23 protein-coding genes are annotated in these 25,363 nt (G+C 36.4%); 9 read left to right on the top strand and 14 right to left on the bottom strand.

The genetic code is table 11. The features are described 5' to 3' along the window. From QZ657_RS06645 to QZ657_RS06625, 5 genes are all read left to right on the top strand, one after another. The coding region (locus QZ657_RS06645) for a tetratricopeptide repeat protein (RefSeq protein ID WP_412759679.1) at nucleotides 1-548 on the top strand (548 nt) is incomplete at its 5' end. Between the two features lie 5 nt (nucleotides 549-553). Continuing rightward, nucleotides 554-1,165 carry an LPS export ABC transporter periplasmic protein LptC gene (gene lptC, locus QZ657_RS06640; protein ID WP_291965757.1) on the top strand — a complete coding sequence of 204 codons (612 nt, stop codon included), beginning with the start codon at nucleotides 554-556 and terminating at the stop codon, nucleotides 1,163-1,165. Next, nucleotides 1,158-1,364, top strand: a complete 207-nt coding sequence (locus tag QZ657_RS06635) for a hypothetical protein (RefSeq protein ID WP_276471040.1) — start codon at nucleotides 1,158-1,160, stop codon at nucleotides 1,362-1,364. Before lptC ends, QZ657_RS06635 begins: the two co-directional genes overlap by 8 nt. Continuing rightward, nucleotides 1,364-2,650, top strand: a complete 1,287-nt coding sequence (locus QZ657_RS06630) for a hemolysin family protein (protein WP_276471041.1) — start codon at nucleotides 1,364-1,366, stop codon at nucleotides 2,648-2,650. Before QZ657_RS06635 ends, QZ657_RS06630 begins: the two co-directional genes overlap by 1 nt. Nucleotides 2,651-2,760: 110 nt before the next feature. Further along, nucleotides 2,761-4,878: a peptidylprolyl isomerase gene (locus QZ657_RS06625; RefSeq protein ID WP_291965756.1), complete on the top strand. Its 2,118-nt coding sequence runs from the start codon at nucleotides 2,761-2,763 to the stop codon at nucleotides 4,876-4,878. A gap of 52 nt (nucleotides 4,879-4,930) precedes the next feature. On the opposite strand, the gene QZ657_RS06620 is transcribed toward QZ657_RS06625, so the two are convergent. After that, nucleotides 4,931-5,842, bottom strand: coding sequence for a GYDIA family GHMP kinase (locus QZ657_RS06620; RefSeq protein WP_291965754.1), 912 nt, complete (start codon nucleotides 5,840-5,842; stop codon nucleotides 4,931-4,933). 10 nt (nucleotides 5,843-5,852) lie between these two features. Further along, nucleotides 5,853-7,169 carry a hydroxymethylglutaryl-CoA reductase, degradative gene (locus QZ657_RS06615; RefSeq protein WP_291965752.1) on the bottom strand — a complete coding sequence of 439 codons (1,317 nt, stop codon included), beginning with the start codon at nucleotides 7,167-7,169 and terminating at the stop codon, nucleotides 5,853-5,855. 211 nt (nucleotides 7,170-7,380) lie between these two features. Between QZ657_RS06615 and QZ657_RS06610 the strand changes: the two genes are divergently transcribed. After that, a complete protein-coding gene (locus QZ657_RS06610) occupies nucleotides 7,381-9,546 on the top strand; it encodes a S9 family peptidase (protein ID WP_291965750.1) in 2,166 nt (721 codons plus the stop codon). A 16-nt stretch (nucleotides 9,547-9,562) separates the two neighbouring features. Beyond that, entirely contained in the window at nucleotides 9,563-11,095 is a 1,533-nt protein-coding gene (locus QZ657_RS06605) for a peptide MFS transporter (protein ID WP_291965748.1), read from the top strand. A gap of 7 nt (nucleotides 11,096-11,102) precedes the next feature. Here the strand turns inward: QZ657_RS06605 and QZ657_RS06600 are convergent, their stop codons facing one another. The 5 genes from QZ657_RS06600 to surE all read right to left on the bottom strand — a co-directional run bounded on the left by QZ657_RS06600 (nucleotide 11,103) and on the right by surE (nucleotide 15,975). Further along, nucleotides 11,103-13,115, bottom strand: coding sequence for a ComEC/Rec2 family competence protein (locus tag QZ657_RS06600; RefSeq protein ID WP_291965747.1), 2,013 nt, complete (start codon nucleotides 13,113-13,115; stop codon nucleotides 11,103-11,105). Between the two features lies 1 nt (nucleotide 13,116). Further along, complete coding sequence (locus QZ657_RS06595) at nucleotides 13,117-13,680, bottom strand: C40 family peptidase (protein WP_276471048.1); 564 nt, start codon at nucleotides 13,678-13,680, stop codon at nucleotides 13,117-13,119. Between the two features lie 68 nt (nucleotides 13,681-13,748). After that, nucleotides 13,749-14,870: a lipid-A-disaccharide synthase gene (lpxB, locus tag QZ657_RS06590; protein WP_291961233.1), complete on the bottom strand. Its 1,122-nt coding sequence runs from the start codon at nucleotides 14,868-14,870 to the stop codon at nucleotides 13,749-13,751. A 1-nt stretch (nucleotide 14,871) separates the two neighbouring features. Then, nucleotides 14,872-15,156, bottom strand: a complete 285-nt coding sequence (locus QZ657_RS06585; protein ID WP_276471050.1) for a hypothetical protein — start codon at nucleotides 15,154-15,156, stop codon at nucleotides 14,872-14,874. A gap of 45 nt (nucleotides 15,157-15,201) precedes the next feature. After that, complete coding sequence (gene surE / locus QZ657_RS06580) at nucleotides 15,202-15,975, bottom strand: 5'/3'-nucleotidase SurE (protein WP_276471051.1); 774 nt, start codon at nucleotides 15,973-15,975, stop codon at nucleotides 15,202-15,204. A gap of 191 nt (nucleotides 15,976-16,166) precedes the next feature. Between surE and QZ657_RS06575 the strand changes: the two genes are divergently transcribed. After that, on the top strand, nucleotides 16,167-18,296 hold the full coding sequence (locus QZ657_RS06575; protein WP_291961237.1) for a carboxy terminal-processing peptidase: 2,130 nt from the start codon (nucleotides 16,167-16,169) through the stop codon (nucleotides 18,294-18,296). 64 nt (nucleotides 18,297-18,360) lie between these two features. On the opposite strand, the gene QZ657_RS06570 is transcribed toward QZ657_RS06575, so the two are convergent. The 3 genes from QZ657_RS06570 to msrB all read right to left on the bottom strand — a co-directional run bounded on the left by QZ657_RS06570 (nucleotide 18,361) and on the right by msrB (nucleotide 19,890). Continuing rightward, nucleotides 18,361-18,768, bottom strand: coding sequence for a DoxX family protein (locus tag QZ657_RS06570; RefSeq protein WP_276471053.1), 408 nt, complete (start codon nucleotides 18,766-18,768; stop codon nucleotides 18,361-18,363). Between the two features lie 131 nt (nucleotides 18,769-18,899). Beyond that, a complete protein-coding gene (gene msrA / locus QZ657_RS06565) occupies nucleotides 18,900-19,439 on the bottom strand; it encodes a peptide-methionine (S)-S-oxide reductase MsrA (RefSeq protein ID WP_291965745.1) in 540 nt (179 codons plus the stop codon). Beyond that, on the bottom strand, nucleotides 19,432-19,890 hold the full coding sequence (gene msrB, locus QZ657_RS06560) for a peptide-methionine (R)-S-oxide reductase MsrB (RefSeq protein ID WP_291961258.1): 459 nt from the start codon (nucleotides 19,888-19,890) through the stop codon (nucleotides 19,432-19,434). Before msrB ends, msrA begins: the two co-directional genes overlap by 8 nt. A gap of 89 nt (nucleotides 19,891-19,979) precedes the next feature. Here msrB and QZ657_RS06555 point away from each other — a divergent pair, with 89 nt between their 5' ends. After that, nucleotides 19,980-20,792: a DNA/RNA non-specific endonuclease gene (locus tag QZ657_RS06555; RefSeq protein ID WP_291965743.1), complete on the top strand. Its 813-nt coding sequence runs from the start codon at nucleotides 19,980-19,982 to the stop codon at nucleotides 20,790-20,792. Here the strand turns inward: QZ657_RS06555 and rodA are convergent. Genes rodA through mreC form a run of 4 tightly spaced genes read right to left on the bottom strand, consistent with a single transcriptional unit; the run spans nucleotide 20,789 to nucleotide 25,250 of the window. Further along, entirely contained in the window at nucleotides 20,789-22,114 is a 1,326-nt protein-coding gene (gene rodA, locus QZ657_RS06550) for a rod shape-determining protein RodA (RefSeq protein WP_412759678.1), read from the bottom strand. The genes QZ657_RS06555 and rodA overlap by 4 nt on opposite strands. After that, nucleotides 22,062-23,930 (bottom strand): penicillin-binding protein 2, encoded by a 1,869-nt coding sequence (gene mrdA, locus QZ657_RS06545; RefSeq protein WP_291961244.1) that lies wholly within the window; start codon nucleotides 23,928-23,930, stop codon nucleotides 22,062-22,064. Before mrdA ends, rodA begins: the two co-directional genes overlap by 53 nt. Beyond that, nucleotides 23,927-24,436 carry a rod shape-determining protein MreD gene (gene mreD, locus QZ657_RS06540; protein WP_291961246.1) on the bottom strand — a complete coding sequence of 170 codons (510 nt, stop codon included), beginning with the start codon at nucleotides 24,434-24,436 and terminating at the stop codon, nucleotides 23,927-23,929. The genes mrdA and mreD overlap by 4 nt, the downstream gene beginning before the upstream one ends. Continuing rightward, the gene (gene mreC, locus QZ657_RS06535; protein WP_291965741.1) at nucleotides 24,429-25,250 is read right to left on the bottom strand and encodes a rod shape-determining protein MreC; all 822 of its coding nucleotides are present in this window, start codon (nucleotides 25,248-25,250) and stop codon (nucleotides 24,429-24,431) included. Before mreC ends, mreD begins: the two co-directional genes overlap by 8 nt. Nucleotides 25,251-25,363: the final 113 nt, after the last annotated feature.

Raw genomic sequence — 25,363 nt, 5'->3', positions numbered from 1 at the left:
CGGATGATCCTTTGTTCCAGAAATTATTTGAAGCACAGTTAGCTTTAGATCCATCTGCTGATGCTTATGTATATGGCGGAACCTTAAAAATGAAAAATGGTGATAGCTCAGGTGCACTTGCTGATTTTGATAAAGCATTATCCTTAGAGACGAATAATGAGAAAAAATCTAAGATTGCTTATAAAGTAGCAGTTATTAATAAAAGAAAAGGTAGTAAATCTACTGCGCGTAAATACGCTCAAAAAGCCATTGATGCTAACCCATCTAACGGTCGTGCATATTTATTGATCGCTAACCTTTATGCAACAAGTGCCAATGATTGTGGTTCTTCAGCGTTTGAGAAAAGAGCAATGTATTGGAAAGCTGCGGACATGGCAAGAAAAGCAGGTAGAGTAGATCCATCATTAAGTGGTTCTTCAAGTCAAGCTGCAAATAGCTATAGCTCAAAAGCACCTTCTAAAGAAATGATCTTTAGTTCAGGTATGGCCGGTAAGACCGTTACTTTCAGCTGTTGGGTTGGTGGTAGTGTGAAAGTACCTTCTTTATAGAAAAAATGATACAAATTCAAAATTTTAAAGGCATTGCTGTGGTATGTACCATGGCAATGCTTTTTTTATCTTGTAAGGACGAGTATAAACGCGTAGGTGAAGAAGCGCCAAAAGAAGTGTACCCAAGAAGTGTTGCCGAGAATTTTGTGGCTACCTATACAGAATCACCAGAAAAATTAGGGTCTGAAGAGGTAGGCTCTTCAAAAGTATTGGCAGTGCTTTCCGGACCAATAAGAAATGATTTTGAACAACTGTCTTTTCCCTATCAAACCTTTCCAGAAGGTCTTTTAGTAGAGATTTTTAATGAAAAAAACGAGAAAACGATCATAGAGGCAGATTATGGTGTGTTGTATTCTAAGACTTCTATCGTAGATTTGCGTGGTAATGTACTTATAAAAAGTGATGATGGTAAGAAATTGTCAACATCTCAATTGTACTATGACCGTGGTAATGAGTGGGCGTTTACAAAAGAGAAGTTCACATTTACCAATCCTGATGATGGTACGGTGATGGATGGTGAAGGAATGGATATTCAAAAAGACCTCAAATTTTTAAATGCGCACAAGACTTATGGTCTAATGTTGATAAAAGAAGATAAAGAACGAGAAAATGATTAATATTTTAAGGTATACGGAATACTTATATATAATAGTGGCCGGTTTTTCAATTTATAGAATTTTTACGGATTGGAATACCGATAGAAGTATGGCTTATTTTTTCATATTTTTTGCTGTCATTTCTATAGGTATGTTCTTGTTTAGAAGAAACTACAGAAAAAAATTTGAACAACGTAAACGGGATAATCAAAATAAATAGTGGGTACAGCCGGTATTATCATTATACTTTCCTTGATTTTTTCAGCATTTTTCTCAGGAATGGAAATTGCCTTTATTTCTGCGAACAAAATCCACATTGAAATAGAGAAGAAGCAAGAAGGATTTTTAGCTACGGTGTTGACCAGGCTAACCAAAAAACCATCTAAATTCATTGCTACCATGCTAATTGGAAACAATATAGCTTTGGTTATTTATGGTCTTTTTATGGGCGATGTGCTTATGAACTGGTTTACGGGTATTGCGCCGGACAATGCTTTTTTAAAATTATTGATTACAGATTTTAGTCTGTTGACCCAAACCTTGATCTCTACATTTGTTATTTTAATAACAGCAGAATTTTTACCAAAGGTGCTGTTTCAAATTTATGCAAATAACCTGTTGAAGTTATTGGCAATACCTGCATTCTTGTTCTATATCCTATTCTCGTTTATATCAGATTTTATAATTTGGATTTCTGATTTAATATTAAAATATGTCTTTGGAACCTCTGGAGATGAAGTTCAGCTGGCTTTCAGTAAATTAGAATTGGGAGATTATATTACGGAACAGATGGAAACTGTAGAGGAAGAGGATGAAGTTGATACCGAAATACAGATTTTTCAAAATGCATTAGAATTTGCTGCCGTTAAAGCTAGGGAGGTCATGGTGCCCAGAACAGAAATAGTTGCGGTAGAAATGCATGAAACGCCCAAAAATTTGGCGAAATTGTTTACAGAGACCGGTTACTCAAAAATATTGGTTTATAATGATACGGTAGATAATGTAATTGGCTACGTTCATTCTTATGAGCTTTTCAAAAAACCAAAGACGATCAAAAGCATATTATTACCGGTTGAATTTGTGCCCGAAACTATGCTAATTCAAGATATATTGAACGTTTTGATCAAAAAGCGAAAAAGTATAGCCGTAGTTTTGGACGAGTATGGCGGTACATCTGGTCTGGTAACTGTTGAAGATATTGTAGAAGAGCTTTTTGGTGAGATAGAAGATGAGCATGATACTACGGATTTAAGAGAAGAGGTTGTTGATGATCGTCATTTTCTTTTTTCGGCAAGGTTGGAAGTAGATGATATTAATGAAAATCACAAATTGAATCTTCCGGTTTCAGATGAGTATGAGACCTTAGGGGGTCTATTGGTACATACACTAGGGGAGATTCCGGATAAAGAAGTAGAGCTTACCATAGACTCTTATAAGTTTACTGTGTTAGAAGTTTCGAATACCAAAATAGATTTGATTTCCATAGAAGTTTTGGAAGAGGAATAACAGTGCATCAATCAATAAATTAGGTGGCTTTTTAGTTTTTATTATTTCAATTAAAAATGGTAGTTTTGCCACCCAATAACCACAAACGATTATTTTAAACGTTAATAAGAATGGCAGTATTAGAAAATATTAGGAAACGTACAACAGTGTTGATCTTGATAATAGGTTTGGCACTTTTTGCATTTGTTATTTCTGGGGTTTTTACCAGTAGCAATTTTGGAAGTGAAAAAGTAGGTTCGTCCGTAGCCGAAATTAATGGAGAAGATATTTCTATTGATGAATTTAGACAAGAAGTTGAAGTTGCTTCTAACAGGGTTGGTCCTACTACATCTTCAATGCAAGTAGTAAATCAAGTTTGGGAAAATAAAGTAAGAAAGACCATTTTAGGTGAGCAGTTTGAAGATTTGGGTATTGGTATCGAGCAAGATCAGATAGTCGATTTTCTTAGGACTACCGGGTATGCCCAGAATCCTCAATTTCAAGATCAAAATGGTCAGTTTGATGCAAACATGTTCAGGCAAACCGTTGCGGATTGGAAAGTAAACAACCCTGCGCAATATGAAGCTTGGATGCAGACAGAAGCTGAAATCGTTCAATTGGCAAAAGAGCAAACCTATTTTAACATGGTTAAGGCAGGTGTTGGCGCAACATTGAAAGAAGGTGAGCTAGATTATAAGTTGGCTAACGAAAAAATGGACATAAAGTATGTAAGAGTACCTTATACTTCTATTCCAGATAGTACGATCAATGTTACCAAAAGTGAAATTGCCGATTATGTTAGTAAGCATAAAGAAGAATATAAGCAAGATCCTGCTAGGGACTTGCAATATGTATATTTTCAAGAGAAGCCATCTGAGGCCGATCAAAAAGCCATAAAGGATGAAATCACTAAACTTTTAGATGATACTGTAGAATACAATTCTCAAACAGATCGTAACGATACTATTAGAGGGTTTAGAAATACAAAGGACGTAGCTGCATTTTTAGACAGATATTCCGATACTAAATTCGATACAATTTACAAGGCTAAGAAAAACTTACCTTCTAGCGTAGCAGATACTTTAATGAGTTTAAATATCGGTGAGATATACGGACCTTATAAAGATGGTGATTCTTACAAGATTTCTAAAATGATCGCTAGAAAGCCAAATGGTTCCGTGAAAGCCAGCCATATCCTATTGGCTTATACAGGTGCTACAAGAGCAAACCCTGCTGTAACAAGAACTAAAGAGGAAGCAGAGGCCAAGGCAAAAGAATTATTGAGAGAAGCTAGGAAATCCGGTGTTGTATTTGCTGAATTGGCTAGAGACAACTCTGACGGACCATCTGCACCAAATGGTGGAGATTTGGGATATTTCCAAAGAGGGGTAATGGTACCTAAGTTCAACGATTTTGCTTTTAACAATAATGAAGATTCTATTGGTCTGGTTGAAACTGATTTTGGTTTCCACGTAATTAAAATAGATGATAAGGAAGATGTTGTTCAAATAGCTACCGTATCTAGAGAAATCGTTCCTTCGGAAGAAACGATCAATACTTTGTTTACAAATGCCACTAAATTTGAAATGGAAGCTACAGAGGATGAAAGTGCATTTTCTACCATCGCTAAGAAAGATGAATATGTAGTTAGACCTGTAAATAAGATTAAGGCTTTAGATGAAAATCTTCCGGGATTACCAAATCAAAGAAATATTGTCCAGTGGGCATTCAATGCGGACACCGAAGTTGGTGATGTGAAGAGATTCAATATCAACAATGGTTATGCGGTTGTTCAATTGACAGGTAGTTATGCTGAGGGTGTAATGAGTGCTGAAGATGCTTCTGTATTAGTTTTGCCTATAATAAGAAAAGAACGTAAGGCGGCTCAAATTATAGCGGCTAACAAGGGTAAGGATATGAGTGCTATTGCAGCTGATAACAGTGTAAGTATTTCTAACGCTTCTGCACTTACTGTAAAGTCTCCAACAATTCCTGGCGCAGGTAGCGAGCCTGTAGTGGTAGGTACTGCTTACGGAATGGTTGCTGGTGAAACTTCAGGATTGATTCAAGGAAATACTGGTGTTTTCAAAATTGAGATCGTAAAGAAAACAGAAGCTCCAAAATTGGACAACTATAGCGTATATGCCAATGCTTTAAAAACAGGAGCGGCAAGTCGTGCAAACACTGCTGTATACAACGCATTGAAAGACGGTTCTGAAATTGAAGATAAAAGAGCTACTTTCTACTAGTAGTTGCTTTAAAATCTTTAAAAAAAAGAGCATCCAATTTGGATGCTCTTTTTTATAATATCATTTTAGAATAGGGGAGAATTGTTTCATATCCTTTATTCTTAAAGTATAACATGTTTTCTTCCGTTCCTGTAGCTAGTATAAAATCTCCACCCCAAGCTCCCAAGCTTTTAATAGTTCTAGTATAGTCAGGAAAAAGAGATTCTTTGATGGTAGAAATTTGAAGTGTTTCCGATAAAATTGCCTCATGTTCGTTCAATGAGTTTTCAAATTTGGCTACGGTAGTGCACTTCTGTATATTTTCGGTAATAGCGTTAATCTTGTTTATCAGTTCCTCTCTATTGAAATCTAAATTTCTATAACTTTTAATTGCATCTCTACTATTCTTCTTTTGATTCAGATAAACAAAGAACAGCTCATCTTTAAAAGTAGGATTAAAATTAACTTCTTCAACTAATGGCTCATAGTTGTTTCTTTGATAGGTAATAGCAGTGTTGTGTGTAGCACATGCAATATCATAACCACTACCGCCAAAGGTTGCTTCTAGCAATGGATATGGGTTTACACCTGCCCATGTTGCTATATTGGCAATTAAGGTAGAAGAAGTGCCCAGTCCCCAATTCATAGGAAAAGTAACTTTTGTCTCAATAATACTGTTTTCTGTAATCTTGGATAAGAACTTAGGATTCAATTTTTTGGTTTCGGTCAATATTTGTTTTAGTCGATCTGATATAGTGTCATCGGTGGTGCTAACCGTTTTAAAATCTTCCTTGGCAAATTCGGCATAAAACCAAGTATCATCATTTTCGTCAACGCCAAACCAATGAATGGTCTCCGTATTCTTGTTTCTAAGCTTTAATGACTGACCAAATTTTGTAGGTAATGCAAGTCCGTTAGCGCCATCAAGAATTGCATACTCCCCTGTTAGTAGTAATTTTCCGTTGCTGTAAAATTCATTCATCATAGCTTAAAATTTACTTTCTAATAGTACTTAATTGAATTTCTACACCGTGATGAGTAACCGGGTTGGTTTTAAAATGTTCTACCAAAATTGCTTTTTCATTTTCATTGGCGCCAAGTTGGTTTAAAATGTTCAATAGGTGCATTTTCATATGACCTTTTTGAATTCCGGTAGTGACCAAAGAACTTACGGCGGCAAAATTTTGTGCAAGTCCGGCAACTGCCACTATTTGCATAAGCTCTTGTGCTGATGGTCGCTGTAGCATTTCTAAATTCAGTTTCACAAGAGGGTGTAAGTTTGTAAGGCCGCCAACCGTACCTAATGCCAAAGGTAGCTCTATCCAAAATTTAAAAATACCGTTTTCAATTTCGGCATGGGTAAGACTGCTATATCTTCCGTTTCTACATGCGTAAGCATGTACGCCGGCTTCAATAGCTCTAAAATCATTCCCTGTAGCCAATACCACCGCATCAATGCCGTTCATGATACCTTTGTTGTGTGTTACGGCACGGTAAGGTTCAACTTGGGCAATTTTAATAGCCTGTAGTATTTTTTCTGCAGTATGTTGTGGAGTTAGTTCTGCCGAAAGCTTTAAGTCTTCTACGGGGCAACTTACTTCTGCACGAACGGTACAATTGGGAACATAGTTAGACAGAATGCTCATTACAATTTCTACATCTTTCTCTGGTGTAGAAAACGCATTGTACTGGGCAGCCTCTTTTTTTAACGTTGTGGCAAATTGCTCCAAACAACTATTAATGAAATTGGCGCCCATGGCATCTTTAGTTTCAAAAGTAGCGTGCAATTGAAAATAGTGGTCTAGCTCTTGAGTTTTATCCTTAAGGACAATATCTTTAATACCACCGCCTCTTTTTTCCATGCTAGTAGTTAAAGATGCGCTTTCAGCTAGTAAAACAGGCTTTAGGTACGTAAAGAAAGATTCTAGTTTTTTAGTATCCCCTTTGAAAATGAAATGGACCTGACCCACTTTTTCAGTACCTAGTATCTCGGCCTTGAAACCGCCTCTCTTTAACCAGAATTTTGCGGCTTTGCTTGCTGCGGCAATTACAGAACTTTCTTCTATGGCCATAGGTATGGCGTACAGCGTATCATTAATTAAAAAGTTGGGAGCAATGCCCTGAGGTACGTAAAGGTTGGTGATGGTGTTCTCTATGAACTCATCATGCAATTGTTGAACGCTTTTATCTTGGTTCCAATACGTTTGCAGAATTTTCTTTGATTGTGCTGCGTTTTGCGTAAAATTCTCGGTAACCCAGTCTATTTTTTCTTTTTTCGTAAGCTTCGAGAAACCACTTATCGGTTTGGTCATTTAGGTATAACTTTCTACTAATATTCAATGTTGTGTACAAGTGAAGATTTAGAAAAATACCGCACATTGTTACGGTAGTAAAGATACGCATATTGGTAAGAATTTTTTTTAAAGGCCCAAAGCGTTAAAAGCGCTTTCTTTTTTACGGTAAAGCGTGGTTTTTTGAGGAAATAGTGGTAAACTTGAGAGATTTAACAAAATTCACTCATTTATGCGAAAAACACACTTATTTGCGTTGATATTACTTTCATTCAGCGTATTTACTTGGGCACAGGAAAAACAAATACAAGTTTCAGATATTTATCAAGGAGCTTTTAGAACGGAAGGTATGGAAGCCCTTAGATCCATGAAAAATGGCACCCAATACACAGTTCTTAATTCAAACAGATTCAGCCAAATTACTACGGTTGATAAATACGATTACAAAACATTAGAAAAAGTAGGTACAGTGGTTTCGTCTGCAGATTTAGCGGATATTCCTTCGTTCTCATCCTATGAATTCAGCTTAGATGAAAAGAAGATGCTTCTTTCAACTGAAGTTGAGCCAATATTTAGACGTTCTAAACTAGGTGTATATTATGTGTACGATGTGGCTTCTAAAAAAGTGGTTCAGGTAAGTGCGGATAAAATTCAAGAACCGTTATTGTCACCAGATGGTAGCAAAGTGGCATATGTGAAGAATAATAACATTTACATTTTTAACATCGCTTCAGGTGAAACCAAACAAGTTACTAATGACGGTGTAAAGAATGCTATTATCAATGGTGTTACAGACTGGGTGTATGAAGAGGAATTTGCCTTTGTACGTGCCTTTGAATGGAATGCAGATGGCACTAAAATTGCTTTTCTACGTTTTGATGAAACAAATGTACCTGAGTTTTCAATGGATGTTTACGGTACTGGGTTATATCAACAACCACATGTATTTAAATACCCAAAAGCAGGTGAGAACAATTCTATAGTTACGCTGCATCTTTTAGATGTTGCCAGTGGTAAAATAACTGAAGTAGATACTAACGGTGCTTATTACATTCCGCGTATTAAATGGATGAACCATAAAGATATGCTGAGTGTACAGACTTTAAATAGACATCAAGATCATTTGACCATGTATGCGGTTAATGCCAAAAAAGGTGATGTAGCAATTTTGTTGGAAGAGAAAGATGATGCTTATGTTGACATTACGGACAACCTTACTTTTTTAGAAGACGATAGCTTTATTTGGACCAGTGAAAAAGATGGGTATAACCATATCTACCTTTATGGAGAAGATGGTAGCTTAATGAACCAAATTACAAAAGGCGACTGGGAAGTAACAAAATACTATGGGTACGACCAAAACGAAGATAAAATTTACTATCAGTCTACAGAAAACGGTTCTATTAACCGTGGTGTTTATAATATTAGTAGTGGTGGCGATGATAAAAAAGCTTTGGCTGCCAAAGAAGGAACTAATAATGCCAAATTTAGTACAGATTTTACTTATTTCATTAATACCTTTTCAAGCGCTGATACTCCGCCTGTATTTACATTGCATCAAGCAATAAATGGAAAGAAAGTAAAAGATATTAAGGATAATGATCAGCTTTTAGAAAGATTGAAGAGCTATGCTGTAAGTCCTAAAGAATTCTCTACAATATCAATTAATGGTAACGATCTTAATATGTATATGATCAAGCCAAAAGATTTTGACCCCTCAAAGAAATATCCGTTGTTTATGTATCAGTACAGTGGTCCTGGATCACAAAACGTAAGCAATAGTTGGATGGGTGCTAATGATTACTGGCATCAAGGTTTAGTTGCTGAAGGCTATATAGTTGCCTGTGTAGATGGTAGGGGAACCGGATTTAAAGGAAGGGATTTCAAGAAAGTTACTCAGAAAGAATTGGGTAAATTTGAGGTTGAAGATCAAATAGCTGCTGCTAAAAAGTTGAGTGAACTACCATATATAGATGCAGAAAGAACAGGTATTTGGGGGTGGAGCTATGGTGGCTTTATGTCTACCAATTGTATTTTAAAAGGTAATGACACTTTTGAGATGGCCATTGCGGTTGCTCCTGTTACATCATGGGCTTTTTATGATACAATTTATACGGAGCGTTACATGCAAACTCCACAAGAAAATCCAAGCGGTTATGATGACAACTCGCCATTCAATTACCCACAGTTGTTAGAAGGTGATTACTTGTTGATTCATGGTACAGGAGATGATAACGTACATGTACAAAATTCAATGCGTATGATCGAAGCATTAATACAGGCGGACAAACAATTCGATTGGGGTATCTATCCAGATAAAAATCATGGAATTTACGGTGGAAATACAAGAATTCACCTATTCAATAAGATGACCAATTTTATAAAGGAAAAACTATAATCAAACTAACATCAATATGACTGAAAGTACTGAATTTTCAGACCAAAAACAGATTTTTGGGCACCCTCAGGGTTTATTTTATTTATTTTTTGCAGAGCTATGGGAGCGTTTTAGCTTCTACGGTATGCGGGCGTTGCTAACGCTTTACATGATAGATGTAATCTTTCAAGCTTTGGCTGAAAGAGATTATGCCACCGCAGCGGTATACTCTTCCTATGGTTCTTTGGTATATGCATCGACCGTAATTGGTGGTAAATTATCAGATAAGATTTTGGGCATGCGAAATTCTATCTTTTTAGGTGGTATTTTAATGTCTATAGGTCACTTTGTTTTGGCTATAGAAAACAATATGGCGTTCTTTCTGGCGCTTTCGTTGATCATAGTAGGTAACGGATTCTTTAAACCTAATATTTCAACTTTTGTAGGTACTTTATATGAGAAAGGCGATCCTAAAAAAGATTCTGGATTTACCATATTTTATATGGGTATTAATATTGGTGGCTGGGTAGCTCCTTTATTATGTGGATGGCTGGCTGCAACCTATGGTTGGCACTATGGTTTTGGTCTGGCGGGAATAGGTATGTTGACCGGATTGATCGTATTTTGGAGGGGTATTCAAAAGAATGTGTTCGGTGATAGAGGTTTACCTCCTAATGAACATGTATTGGAGAAGAAAGTGCTTGGTGTAAAACAAGGGATTTTAGTACCTGTACTAGCTGTGTTGTCGGCACCTTTGATTGCCCTACTTTTATCATCTTATAAGGCAATAGCTACAGATGGTATGTTTGCAGATCAAAACATTGTAAATGTGATTTTTACAGGCATAGGTATTGCAGTATTGGCATATTTGGCTTACGAGATGTTCAAGGCGAATGTTAAAGAAAGAAAGGAGCTTTTTGTGGCTGTGTTACTTACCTTTTTCATGACCATATTTTGGGGCTTCCATGAATTGTCGGGTAGTGTTATAACATTGTTTGCGGCTAGGAATATTGACTTGGAAGGTATTATGTCCGCGGCACAGACAAATTCGTTGAACTCTATGTTTATTATCATTTTGGCTATTCCTATTTCCATGATGTGGACATGGTTGAGTAAAAAGAACTGGAATCCTAGAACTCCATATAAATTTGGATTGGGACTACTTTTTGCGGGAATCAGTTTTTACGTTCTTGCTATTAGTGGCGGTAGCGCCAACGAAAATGGTTTTGTACCGTTCACATATTTGTTGCTAATGTATTTCTTGCTATCTGTGGGTGAACTTTTTATGTCACCTGTTGGGTTATCTAAAATGACCGATCTTGCTCCTGCAAGGTTAATAGCTTTTATTATGGGGGTATGGTTCTTATCATCTGCCTTTGCCTTTCAAATTGTTGGCTTCATCGGTAAGCAATTGGCAATAGAAAGTACTGATGGAGATGTTAGTGGTTTTGCTACGTTAACAGTATATACCGATGGTTTTATGCTGATTGCAAAATATGCCTTAGGAGCAGGGGCAGTCGTACTTTTAGCATCACCGATTATTAAAAAGTTGATGGGTAAAGTGCATTAGTCACTAACTACTCAAAATAATAAGCTCCCTTTTCACCGGTATAGTGAAAAGGGATTTTATTTTTTATACAAGTCGCTTTCCAACGGTCCACATAACTTTTGTAGTTGCTGCCATCTGCAATGATTTTTTTAGGTTGTATGCTATCTATTAATCGGTCCAGATTTATTTTTGGTGATTGTGTCAATAATATATAGTTAGGTGCTGACTTCAAATATATTCCTGTACTATCAATAATTAAAAGTTTCTCATCTTGTAATGAATAGCTATTTTCCAAAGAATCAAAATGAAAAGAATCTATGCGTTCAGCAGTTCTATAATCTGAAATTAGATAATCGGGTCTGTTCTTGCAATTTGTTAAGATGGATAACTGATGCCCGCGTCTATTTAAAATAAGAGTTTGTTTAGTTTGATGCAGTACCAAAGCTTCTGATATGTTTTTAGTCTGTTGCTCTTGATATATGGTATATCCTTGAAAACAAAGAATACTGACTAAAAAGAACATTATCCGTTTATAATTGAACCTGGTATATAGTTCAATGCCTATAACAAGTACGGTAAACGAAAGTAATAGCTGAATAAAATCGAAAGAAATAGAACTGAAAATAAAACTTTCTTGCTGAGCCACCCAAGCTATAATGTTGTTCATGAGCCCAATTATTTTATTATATACCCAGGCAAGTTGAGTGGGGAGCCAGTTTAATATTGAAAGGAAAATCACAAAAATACCCATGCCTAGAATTACACCTAAGGCGGGTACGATGACTAAATTAGATATAAAGAAAAGTCCTGGAAACTGGTGAAAATAGTACAAGCTAATGGGTAAAACTCCTAACTGTGCCGCGATACTGACACAAAGCAATTGCCAAAAGTAGCGGACCACTATATTTTTTGGAAACCATAGGTCTTTAAGAATCGGGAAAATCCAAAGTATGGCAAATACAGCGGCATAGCTCATTTGAAAGCCTACCTGAAACAGCAAATTCGGATCTATGAATAACAAGATAAACAGAATAGAAAGAGCAAGTATATTGAAAGTGTTGTGAGGTCTGTTTAAGTACAGTGCGTAAGCTACGAAAGTGAACATGGTAGTTGCACGAATAATACTTGCGGACAATCCTGCAATGAAGGCAAAAATCCACAAAAATAGAACGGAAAGTATAAGAATGATAGTTCTGCCATTTGGTATATTTTGCAGCGGACTCAGTAAAAATTGGATGACTAAAAGTAGAATACCAATGTGCAGACCGGAAACTGCGAGTATGTGTACGGCACCCGCTTTTTGGTAATTTGTATAGGTTTCTTTAGAAATATCTGAGCGTTCGCCTAATAATAGAGCTTGTATGACACCTAATTCATCAGTTCCAAAATTTTCTTGTTTTAGTTTCAAGATTATATGGTTGCGAATTTTGGCGGCAAAGCCTATCAATGTGGTATTTCTATTTTCAATTTTTATGAACTGCTTTTTTGCAATTCTCAATTGGTGGTATATGCCCAGGTTTCTCAAATACTTTTTATAATCAAATTGATGTGGGTTTAATGGTTTATCAATAGGTAGAATTTGAGAATAAGTTACTAGTTCATCATCAATTTTTAAATTTAAACCAAAAGAGTCTTTGGGGATGGTAAGCAGTATAGTACCGCTTACAGGCGTGTTGCTTATACTTTTGACCTTGGCAAAATAACGGTTAGAATAAGGGTTGGGTTTTAGTACTTCTTTAATTTTAAGTGTCCACTTTTCATTTTGGTTAGAAGCAAAGTGGCTGTAGTGGCTGCTTGAATTAATTGGTTGTGCAAGTGTATAGCTATAGCTACCCAATGAGACAAATGATAGCGCGGCAATACTGCCAAACAAAATTGACTTTTTGTTTTTTTCAAGAAAGAAAATTAGGGCTAAAAGTGCAAATAGAGATAGGGTAGCTGTTAGTAAGTACTTGGGGTCGAATTGAAAAAAGTAGCCTATTAAGATTACAAAAATGAGTAAAAGCGTTAATCTGATAGGAATAAACGCTAAGAGTTTCATGTTATAATATTCTTGTAGCCTTTACAAATGCCTGGTTCCAAAAACCGTCTCTTAAAGAAGAAACGGTAACACCACGAGATGTAGATGCGTGAATAAATGTAATTTCATCGTTGTCCGTACCCACAACCATTCCTACATGGTTTATGCGTTTGGATCCTCGGGTAGTTTTAAAAAAAAGTAAGTCACCCTTTTCTACATTTTTTACGGTTACCCTACGGCCCTCTTCTGCCATATGTATAGAAGTTCTTGGTAATTGTATATCGTGTTCACCAAAAGAAACATAAAGCAGACCGGAGCAGTCCATTCCTTTTTTTGTAGTGCCGCCAAATTTGTAGCGCGTGCCAGAAAATGAAAGTGCGGTATTGATTATTGCATCTGCTTTTGTGCGTATGGTTGGCGGTAATGCGCTGTGATCTTCCGTTCTTGCCGGTATTGTGGTATTGCCTATGCGAGCATTATTGGCTGCCGCAACAGATATTTTGCGCTCTTTGTCAGAAGTGCTTGTTTTTTTGACTCCACAACTGGTTAAAAAACAAATAGCAAGAAGAAATGGTAGTATGCGCATAAAGTAAATTGTACCCTGTAATACGTGTAACTCTAAAATTATAAAATTATTTTTTAAAATGAATAAACCTATGGGATTTTGGCATTTGCAATAATTAAAGAGGCAGCTTCTGCACTAGCACCTGGCCCGCCCAACTTTGTAATAAGCTCATCATAAGAAGCCAATTGCTTTGTTCTTGCCGCGCCATCTAAAATCAAGTTCAATTCCTTTTTTAAATTTTGCTTTGTAAAATCATCTTGAATAAGCTCTTTGACAACTTCCTTTTGCATGATTAGGTTTACCAATGAAATGTATTCTAGGGTGATGATACGTTTGGCAATTTGGTAAGAAATCCAATTTGCTTTGTAACAAACTACTTGTGGTACTTTAAACAAGGCCGTTTCCAAGGTTGCCGTTCCACTGGTAACAAGGGCGGCACTGGCAATGGAAAGTAAGTCGTAAGTCTTGTTCTGGACGAACTTTACATTGGGGTCTGTGAGAAATTCAGCATAAAAATCCTTGTCCAAACTTGGTGCTCCCGCAATAACAAATTCATGCTCAGAAAAGTCGTTTGTCAAAGAAAGCATAAGCGATAACATTTTTTGAACCTCTTGTTTACGGCTGCCAGGTAATAAGGCTATAATCGGTTTTGTAGGGGCAATACTGTTTTCGGCTCTGAAGTTGCTTTCGTTTAATTCTGGTCTATTATTAATAGCATCTAGTAATGGATGACCTACAAAGTTGACTGGGTAATTGTGCTTCTTTTCGTAAAATTCTTTCTCAAAAGGCAGTATCACGTACATATGATCAACCGTTGCTTTTATCTTATCAATTCTACCTTCCCTAGATGCCCAAATTTGTGGAGAAATATAATAGTTGGTTAAAAAGTTATTTTCTTTTGCCCACTTTGCAATGCGCAAATTAAAGCCCGAATAATCAATGAAAATTATAGCATCAGGATTGAATGCCGCTATATCTTGCTTACAAAATTTAATGTTTTTAAAAATGGCATTTAGGTTTAGAATCACCTCAATAAACCCCATAAAAGCCAATTCTTTATAATGCTTGGCAAGGGTTCCTCCGGCTTGCTGCATTAAATCGCCTCCCCAACATCTAATGTCGGCATTCTCATCTTGTTTCTTCAGGGCCTTAATCAAGTTAGAGCCATGAAGATCACCAGAAGCTTCGCCTGCAATAATGTAATACTTCATTTTAAAATACTTTGTAGTAAAGAATCACGAATGCGGTTAAAATGGTTGCGATCAAAACCCCTTTGGCCCTATTGTCCCTTTTAATTCTTAGAAATGCGAAAAAGGCCACAAGGTTAAGAATGGCGCCCAAAGCCAAAAGACTGCCTACGTGTTCTTGTCTAACGGCGGCTTCAAAAGTTTCTATAATACCTAAATCCGAGAATATTAAAATGTATAATAATGTGCCAATGGTATTTGCGATAATGCCTACAATAAAACCTATTAAAATTTCTTTTTTGGTATTCATTTAAAATATTTGAGGGAGATATAATAAAATATGTTTTGTATAATTCTAAAAATTCCAGGTATTCAATTCCTGAATAACGTGGTGGGCGGTCAGATCAAATTGTGTTGGTACTACAGAAATATAACCATTGGCAAGTGCCCATTCATCGGTATCTTCGCCTTTGTCCAATAATTCAAACTCACCGGTCAACCAATAGTAGTCTTTGCCCATAGGGTTGGTGCGCTTGTCAAATTTCTCTTTCCAGTTAGCTTTCGCCTGTCTACAGATTTTTATACCGTTAAGCTCTTCTTTTTTTAGCTTGGGAATATTGACATTTAGAACGGTACCTTTAGGGATTCCATTCTCTAAAGCTTGAATTACAATATCATGAATAAAATCTTGGGCTTGAGAAAAATCAGCGTTCCAACTATAGTCACATAAGGAAAAACCAATAGCGGGAATTCCTTCTATACCAGCTTCGACAGCAGCACTCATGGTACCTGAATAAATTACATTGATAGATGAGTTAGAACCATGATTAATGCCGCTAACACAAATGTTTGGTCTTTTGGGCAGTATCTCCTGAAGGGCTAATTTTACACAGTCTGCAGGTGTGCCGCTACAACTATACTCGTCAATATTCTCATTGTCAAGGTCAATTTTCATTTTTTTTGAAAATAGGGCGGTATCTAGGGTAATGGCATGCCCCATTCCAGATTGCGGACTATCTGGCGCTACCACCACAACATCACCAATTTTTTTCATAATAGAAACCAGCATGCGTAGGCCAGGTGCCGTAATACCGTCGTCATTTGTAACTAAAATCAATGGTTTTTCCATAGCGTATACTTTCTGTAGTAAAAATACGTTTTTAAATATGATATGTCCGAAATGCCGTTTAACAAAAAATTAGTTCAAAGCAGATTTTATTGGCATGGTTTTTTCTTTACCTTAGAGGTTTAAGTAGCTTTTACAGCTGCTTTTAACCCTCAAATTCGGAGAAATTGAAAAGGAAAGTAAAAGATAATTTTATGAAAAGAAATTTAGCCTACGTACTATTGTTGATGCTGGCAGCTGTAGCATCGTGCAGTTTTACAAATAAGACTTTTGAAAATGACGACAAGGATAAGTTGTTGTTAGATTTGATAACCTATGTTCTTGAAAAAGGGCATTATGAGCCAAAAGCGCTCAATGATGATTTTTCTGTACATGTATTTGAAGATTTTATTGATGTTATAGATCCAACGAAAAGATATTTCATAGCATCGGATATCGCCGAGTTTGAAAAGTACAAGTATCAGATAGACGATGAAATTAAAAATACGGATATCACTTTCTTCAATATAGTTTATGAAAGATTGATGCAACGTATGGACGATGCCAAAGTAATTTATAAAGAAGTTTTGGAAACTCCTTTTGATTACTCTGAGAACGAAAGTATTAGTATTAAGTATGATGAAGAGCCGTTTGCGGCAAACCGTAAAGAGTTAAAAGAACGTTGGAGAAAGCAGTTGAAGTATGCAACTTTAGGTACGTATGATTCCAAGATTTCTAAAATTGGTAAAGAAGCGGTCGATAACGAAAAGGACCAAATAAAAACACCAAAAGATGCAGAAGAACAATCTAGAAAATCTACGGAAACTACATTAGATGAGTTTTTTGATTTTGTTGGTGATTTAGAGCGCAAAGATTGGTTTGTACAATATATCAATACTATTGTAGATGAGTTTGATCCACATACTTTCTACTTTGCCCCGGAAGAAAAGGAAAAGTTTGACACTAGTATGTCTGGTAAATTCGAAGGAATTGGGGCAAGACTTCAGAAAAAATCCGAAGGTGCAAAAATTGTAGAAATAATATCCGGTGGACCGGTTTGGAGAGATCAACGTTTAGAAGTTGGTGACGAAATTATTAAAGTAGGTCAAAACGGTGAAGAGCCGATCAATATTGTTGGTATGCGTTTAGATGATGCCATTAAATTGATAAAAGGAGCTCAAGGAACCGTTGTAGATTTGACCGTGAGAAAAGTAGATGGTTCTTTAGATGTAGTTTCTTTAACAAGAGATGTTGTAGAATTAGAGGAGTCATATGCAAAATCAGCTAATATTATTAAGGGAGAAGAGAAATTCGGTATTATTAATCTTCCTAAATTTTATGTGGATTTCAACGATTACAGTGAAAGAAATGCAGCAACGGATGTTGCTAAGGAAGTTGAGCGCCTAAAAGAAGAAGGCATGGAAGGTCTTATTCTTGATTTACGTGATAATGGAGGTGGGTCTTTAAAAACGGTTGTTGAAATGGCAGGTTTGTTCATTAAGGATGGTCCTATCGTACAGGTACAATCTAAAGATAAGGGCAAGGATGTTTATGATGACAAGGATGAAAGAATTCAGTGGGATGGACCTTTGGTAATACTTGTAAACGAGTTGTCTGCTTCTGCTTCAGAAATTTTAGCGGCAGCAATGCAGGATTATAAAAGAGCTATAGTTATAGGTAGCAAGCAAACATTTGGTAAAGGAACGGTACAAAACGTTATTCCGTTGAACAATATGTTGCGTAGTAATGATCATGGAGATTTAGGAGCTATTAAGATTACTACTCAAAAGTTCTATAGAATCAATGGTGGATCAACTCAATTAGAAGGTGTAAAGAGCGATATAGTTGTGCCAGATAGATATAGCTATATTGATTTAGGAGAAAGAGACCAATCCAATCCTTTAGGTTGGGATAAGATTACTCCGGCAGATTACAAGCCTTGGGATGGTTATATCAATTATGAGAAAACTGTTGCCAATAGTAAAAAGAGAATGGCGGCCAGTCAACAAATTAAGTTGATAGAAGAAAATGCCAAATGGTTGAAGGCAGAGCAAGATGAAACTGAAATCTCTTTAAATTTTGAGACATATAAAGAAGAAAAGAATAAAGATAAAGAACAGTCTAACTACTTTAAGACTTTAACTGATTATGATTCTAAACTTACGTTTAAATCTTTAGGTTATGAAGAGCAATTGTTTACTAAAGATTCTATATTGCGAGAAAAGCGTAACAGATGGCATAAGAATTTAGCTAAAGATGTTTATGTTGAAGAAGCAGTAAATGTTTTGGAAGATTTAAAAATGAATAATATCAAACAAGCTAAATTGGCAAGTGTAAAGAATTAAAAGAAATTTGATAATGAAAAAGCCGCTACATTTTAAGATGTAGCGGCTTTTTTTTGTTCTTGTTTTAAATGAACTTGGCATGTTTCGGTTTGCCGAATTCAGCTAACTCGCTATTGGAATCGCGTATTTTTTTACTTTGAATATAAGTTACAAATAACAGTACAATGCAAACAACTGCTGATGCCCCGTTACCATCTTTAACGGCTAAATGTGCCATTGCGCCTAAAAAGTAATTCATGAAAAAACCTGCATAGACCCATTCCAAAGCCCAATGAGATTTATTGAATACGATCAAGATAAGACCAATGGATTGAAATACCCCCAGCACATGTATAAGGTAAACCGGGTAACCTAGTTTAATAAATGTTTCTACTATTAGGTCATAGTTGATAATTGAATTAACGATCGATCCAATAACTGCGGTTGCGAAAAGACCTAAAGCTATGTAATAAAATGTTTTTTGAGAATTCATAATAAGTAGGTTTTAATGTTATTATGTCCCAAAAATAAGTTCACCTATGAAAAAATATTTCATTTCATAGGTGAATAGTATATTGCTGTAGATGAACCGAATACCTCTAAAGATAAGCGGAAATTACTTTATCATGAAAGCTTTTCTGCATGTAGCTTTCTAAGTTTTGCCAACTTAGGATTTATAACTACTTGACAATATCCTTGCTCAGAATTGTTCTTATAATAATCTTGATGATACTCTTCGGCATCGTAAAAAATACCTAAAGGAGTTAATTCGGTAACAATAGGATCTTCGTAAACGGCTTTCATTTCGCTTAAGACCACCTGTGCTATCTTCTTTTGTTCATGGTTGTGGTAATAGATAACGGAACGATATTGGGTTCCGGTATCGGCACCTTGTCTATTTAAGGTAGTGGGGTCATGCGTTGTCATAAAAATAATCAAGATATCTTCATAAGAAATAATCGTTGGGTCAAAAGTTACCTGAACTACCTCTGCATGCCCTGTTAATCCGGAACAAATTTCCCTGTATGTGGGTCTGCCGGGAGCTGTCCCTCCCGTATATCCGGATACAACGCTATGTATGCCCTTTACTTCTTGAAATACCGCTTCGGTACACCAAAAACAACCGCCGCCTACAGTAGCGACTTCTAATTTGTTACTATCCATTGGCTTCCTCCTTTTCTAATTGCATTGATTCAGAATTAATGCAGTACCGCAATCCGCTGGGTTCTGGTCCGTCAGGGAAAATATGTCCCAAATGCGCATCACAGGTATTACAAAGTACTTCTACACGTACCATTCCAAAAGAAGTGTCTTTATGGTATTTAATGGCGTTCTCCTTAATAGGTTGTGTAAAACTTGGCCAGCCGGTACCGGATTCAAATTTTATGGTAGAATCGAATAATGGCGTACCACAACAAATACATTCATACTTTCCAGCATCGTGCGCAGTACATAGGGCACCGGAATGCGGCGCTTCAGTACCTTTTTTTCTAGTAACTCTAAACTGTTCTGGAGTCAAGATCTCTTTCCACTCCTGTTCTGTTTTTTCAACTCTTCTGTCAGGTTCAGGGTTACCGTTCACTGAAAAATGAATTACATCTTTCCAAGTTAGCATCATAATTTTCCTTTCGTTTAGACTTTGTTCACTAGGTTTATTGGTCGGTAATTTACCTTATATCTTACAAAATTAGGTAATTTTGGCTTATGGCATACCGCAAAAAAAATGGATCTCTTTACAGTATTTTAATTTTAATCTGTATTATTGGTTTTTGGCTGTTCGAAAATTTTTATACCCCGGCTACTTATTCTAAAAGTAACGATGGCGCTACTATTAATGACTTTCCAAAAGAATTATTGCCGTCTTCTACGACAGGTGAAATAGTAAATCATGAACATTTTTCATTGTCTTATAATGAACCATATGAGCAAGCTGAGTGGGTAGCATATATTTTGAGTAAAAATCATTTGACCTATGATGATAGAAAACGGCCGTATTTTATAGAAGATCCGTTCGTTTCTACTAAATCTGCCGATTGGCGAAATTACAAGGGATCTGGTTATGATCGAGGGCATTTGGTGCCTGCCGGTGATCGCAGATTTTCTCTACAGGCATACAACGAGACATTTTATACAAGTAACATAAGTCCGCAAGATAGGGAGTTCAATTCAGGTATCTGGAACGATTTGGAACAGCAGACAAGACGCTGGGCAAAGCAATATGGAACTTTGTATGTATTTACGGGCGGAGTGTTAGAAAGTGGCTTAGAAGAAATAGGACAGGAAGATGTTGATGTGCCAGATGCTTTTTACAAGATTATTGCACGTAAAAAGGGAGACAAGGTATATACGTTGTCTTTTTTGATACCGAATAAGCCCCAATTTACATCATTGCGCAATTTCGTAGTATCGGTCGATGAAATAGAACAAGAAACCGGAATAGACTTTTTTGCGGAACTGCCTGAAAAGCAACAAAATGGTTTTGAAAGCAGTAAAAATACGACCGGGTGGAAGTTTTAGAAACTCTCTTTCAGCCTATTGGTGTCCAGTCTCAAGAAAATAAAAAGTAGAATAGTAAAGAATAGGAGTCCGGATCCACCATAGCTAAAGAAAGGTAGTGGAATACCAATGGTAGGTAGTATTCCTATTACCATACCTATATTGATGAAGTAGTGAATAAGTAGAATAGAGATGACCCCGTAGCCATACATTCTTGCAAATGCATTCTTCTGTCGTTCGGCTAAGGATATTAGTCTTAGAAACAGAACGGTGAATAGAATAATAACGGTTGCGGTACCTATAAATCCCCATTCTTCTCCAACGGTACTAAAAATGTAGTCGGTATCTTGCTCAGGTACGAAATCTCCTTTGGTACGTGTGCCTTCAAGAAAACCTTTGCCAAAAAATCCGCCCGATTCTATCGCTTTTTCAGATTGGTAGGTATTGTAACCGATTGATTTCCTGATTTGTTCTAATTTTTTTGGATCCTTTTCCAATCGTAGCCATAAACCAAAACGATCTCTGTGGCGTTGTTCAAACACATTGTTGAAAACAAAATTTACCGAAAGTGAAAATAGAATAATTGCGGCGCTGATCAAGCTAAGGGGAATTACCGGAATTTTCAATGATTTACGTTTTAGGGTAAACAATAGTATAATCATTAGTGCTAAACCGATGATAAGCCAAACCGTACCGAACATTAGGGTGATTACAAAAATGAGAATTAGACTTAGTAAAATGACCAGGTAATATAAGGGAAGTCCTTCCCTAAAAATTACAAAGATCATGGCGAAAAATACTAGGGCGCTACCAGGGTCTGGTTGAGGTATAATTAAAATGGCCGGTACAAGTATTATTAACAGTGCATAGAATTGATCTTTTCTACGCTTAATATCTGTCTGTATATCGCTAAGGTATTTGGCGAGTGCAAGGGCAGTTGCTACTTTTGCGAGCTCAGAAGGCTGTAGGTTAAAAAATCCCAGATCGTACCATGAAGTTGCTCCGGCAATAGTTTTACCAAAAACAAATAAGCCTAACAGCGAAACCATTGAAAGTAGGTAAAAGATGCTAGAAAAACGTTCATAAAAATTGACCTCAAGAGCAAGGATGATAACAATGGAAACTAAACTTACTCCTATAAAAAACAGCTGTTTTCCATAACGTGTGCCAATATCGAAAATTGAACTTTGTTCGTCAATGAATGTGCTAGAGTAGATATTTATCCAGCCGATAAAAACAAGTGCAAAATAGATAAATACACTTAGCCAATCAATTCTTTTTAAGATGCTTCTACCAGACACGCTCGTTAATTTTAAACTCTTCCCCACTGTAGGGTTTCGCATATTCTGCTTCTAAAGTTTTTTCAAGCATTCTTTTTTCAAGAGTCTTCAAGGTAATTTCACCTTTCAGATATTTTTCGATCATAAGTGTAGCTATGTGTCCGGCGTACCTAGATCCAAAGTATCCATTTTCAATATACACCGCTATGGCAATTTTAGGGTCGTCTACTGGTGCAAATGCCACAAAAACGGAATGGTCCGTCAATTGTGTACGCACACCATCTATTTTGGTAAAATTCTCGGCCGTACCGGTTTTTCCTGCAACTTCTATTCCTGGTATTTGCAACCATCTTGCAGTACCGCTTACATAGACATCTGCCATACCTTGAACTACAGGCTCAAAATGTTTTGGGTCTATTGTGGTGTGTTTTGCTTCTGTAAATTTTGGTTCTGTAATATCCTTACCTTCAATTTTCTTTAAAATGTGCGGTGTAAAATAGTGTCCCCTGTTGGCTATGGCAGCTGTCATGTTCGCTAGCTGTACCGGAGTGGCCAATATTTCACCTTGCCCAATAGAATTTGATATGATATAAGAAGAACTCCATCTGTTGTCACCGTACCATTTGTCATAATATTCTTTGCTTGGAATACGGCCTTTTTGTCCAAAAGGTAAATCGTATCCTAAATAATCTCCAAGTCCAAAACTACGCATATGTTTTTCCCAAACATCCATACCTTCGTCAGTGGTTTCAAATTTCTCGTAAATTTTTCTGAAGGCGCCTGCAAAGTATGCGTTGCAAGATTGTGATATACCTTTGTTTAGATTTCGTAAACCGCCTCCACAGTGACAGCCTCTCTTTTTCTTGCCTACATAGAAGCCATGATAACACTGTATGGTCGTATTTTCATCAAGCACACCTTCTTGCAAAGCAATCAGGGCATTCAAGGTCTTAAACGGCGATCCAGGTGGTTGTTGCGCATGAATACTGCGATCCCAAGTTGGGTTTGCTATAGTGTCATTATAAAGTTTGGTGTAGTTTTTAGAACGTTCCCTGCCTACCAATAATGCAGGGTCATAGGTTGGTCCTGATATCATAGAAAGGATTTCTCCTGTAGCAGGCTCTATGGCTACAATACCGCCCCGCTTGCCGTTCATTAATAATTCACCATACTCTTGTAGCGTTTTGTCAATGGTGATACTAATCTGTTTTCCCTGTTCAGGTAATGTGTCTAACGCACCGTTTTTATAGGGGCCAATGTCTCTGTTGAATCTATCTTTTTGTATATACTGAACACCCTTTCTTCCTCGTAATAAATCTTCATAATATCTTTCTACGCCGGTTCTGCCTTTCAGTTCACCTTGAACGTAATACTTATTGACCGCCAAATCACCTTCGTTAACTTCACTAATGTACCCTAGAACATTTGCCGCACTAGGTGTGTCATAATAACGCAAAGATCTTTTTTGAATGTAGAAACCTTTATACTTGCGCATTTTCTCCTGTAGTTTGGCATAATCTTGTTTAGAAAGTTGGGGTACCAATACCGACGGAAGGCGAGGGGAATATACTCTAGCTTTTCTTAATTTCTCAATAAATTTTTCTTTGTCTATTCCTAGAAGTCCACAAAATTCCAAGGTATCTAGTGGTTTTACTTCCCGTGGAATTACCATGACGTCATATGCAGGATCGTTACCTACTAAAAGATGACCGTTTCTATCATAGATATAACCTCTCTCAGGATAGTCATAAATTGCTTTGATCGCTGGATCTTCTAAAACTTGCTCTGCAGAAAAACTAAAAATTTGCAAATAGGATAGCCTTCCCAAAAAGGTAATTGCGATAACGACTATAATTAATGATAAAAGAATTTTTCTCATTCTTTTTTGCTACTGAATAACGTACTGAACAACATTCCTAAAATCAAGGTGGCAATACCAACGATAATCGTTTTTTGTAAAATTAACAGGCTATTGGAAAAACTGAAAATTTCTAACGTAAAGTATACCAAATGATGTATTATAATCAATAACGCTAAAAATGTGAATTGTTGTGCCTTGGTACTGTTGTTTAACTTAAAACTTTGAAATTCATAATTGACACCAAAAACAAAGCGCATAATGGTTGGTCGTAAATAAGCTATGGTAACGGTAGCGGCCGCATTGATTGCTAAGGTATCAGAAAAAATATCTACGCAAAGACCTAAGAAAAAGCATAGAATTATAAAGGTAGTTCTATTTTGTTTGATAGGATACCAATACAGGTAAAGAATATATACAAGCGGATTTATGTAACCAAAGAAATTTAGTTTATTGAATACCAACACCTGTAGTAATACCAATAAAATAAATCTGAGCACCAGTAAAAATGAAGTATTGTTAATCATTGGCTTCTGTTTCTGCTTCTAATTCTAAAACTTCTTTTCGGTTTAAATTTTTAATAATATAAATAGTGCCAATGTTGGTCATATCGTTAAAGAGTTCTACGTCAATAAAATAGAAACTTTTAGAGTTGTCCAGATCAAACTTCTTAATGGTACCAATAGGAATATTTTCTGGAAATATACTACTCATTGCACCGGTAACAATAGTGTCACCAATAGTAAGGGGAACCAACCTTGGTATGTCAATTAATTGTACAACATTGTAATCTGTGGTATTCTCCCAAACTAAGGAACCAAAATGATTGGAGTTTTTAATTTTTGCATTGATGTTAGATTTATCGCTTAAGATACTTTGTACGGTAGAAAAGTTGTCTGAGGTATTTTCTACGATACCAAGAATACCCTTGTCGGTAATAACGCCCATGTCTTGCACAATGCTGTCACTTTCTCCTTTGTTGATAGTAATATAGTTACGTTGGTCTGCATAGCTATTGTTGATAACACGTCCCCTGATAATTTCGTAATTTACAGAGGTAGAATCTATAAGTGAAGGGGAAAGAACCAGATTGTTAAATAACTTGTCTCTAAGCCTTTTGTTTTCTTCAACAAGCTTTTCGTTTTCTTCTCTTAATCCAAAATAGGAAGTAATATTATCTGAAAAAGTGTAGATGCTCCCCGTAATATAGTTAGAGGAATTGAGGAATTTAGATTGGTGGTACGAGTGCGATTGAAACGTAAATATGCAAGAAATCAATAACAGAAAAAGGTAAAGTAAGAATATCTTATACCTAATTAGAAAATTTATGATCTGTTGCATTCACCCCTATATTTTTACTCGATAATAGAATTTTTGACTAAACGGCCTGCACGTAAATTGATTGGGACCTTGGTCTATTAATTCTACCGATAATCATTAATTAATGGCACTTG

Origin of the sequence: Maribacter sp., assembly GCA_020629415.1 — a bacterium.
GTDB classification, from domain to species: Bacteria; Bacteroidota; Bacteroidia; order Flavobacteriales; family Flavobacteriaceae; genus Maribacter; species Maribacter huludaoensis.
This window is presented reverse-complemented; position numbering and strand designations above follow the sequence as displayed.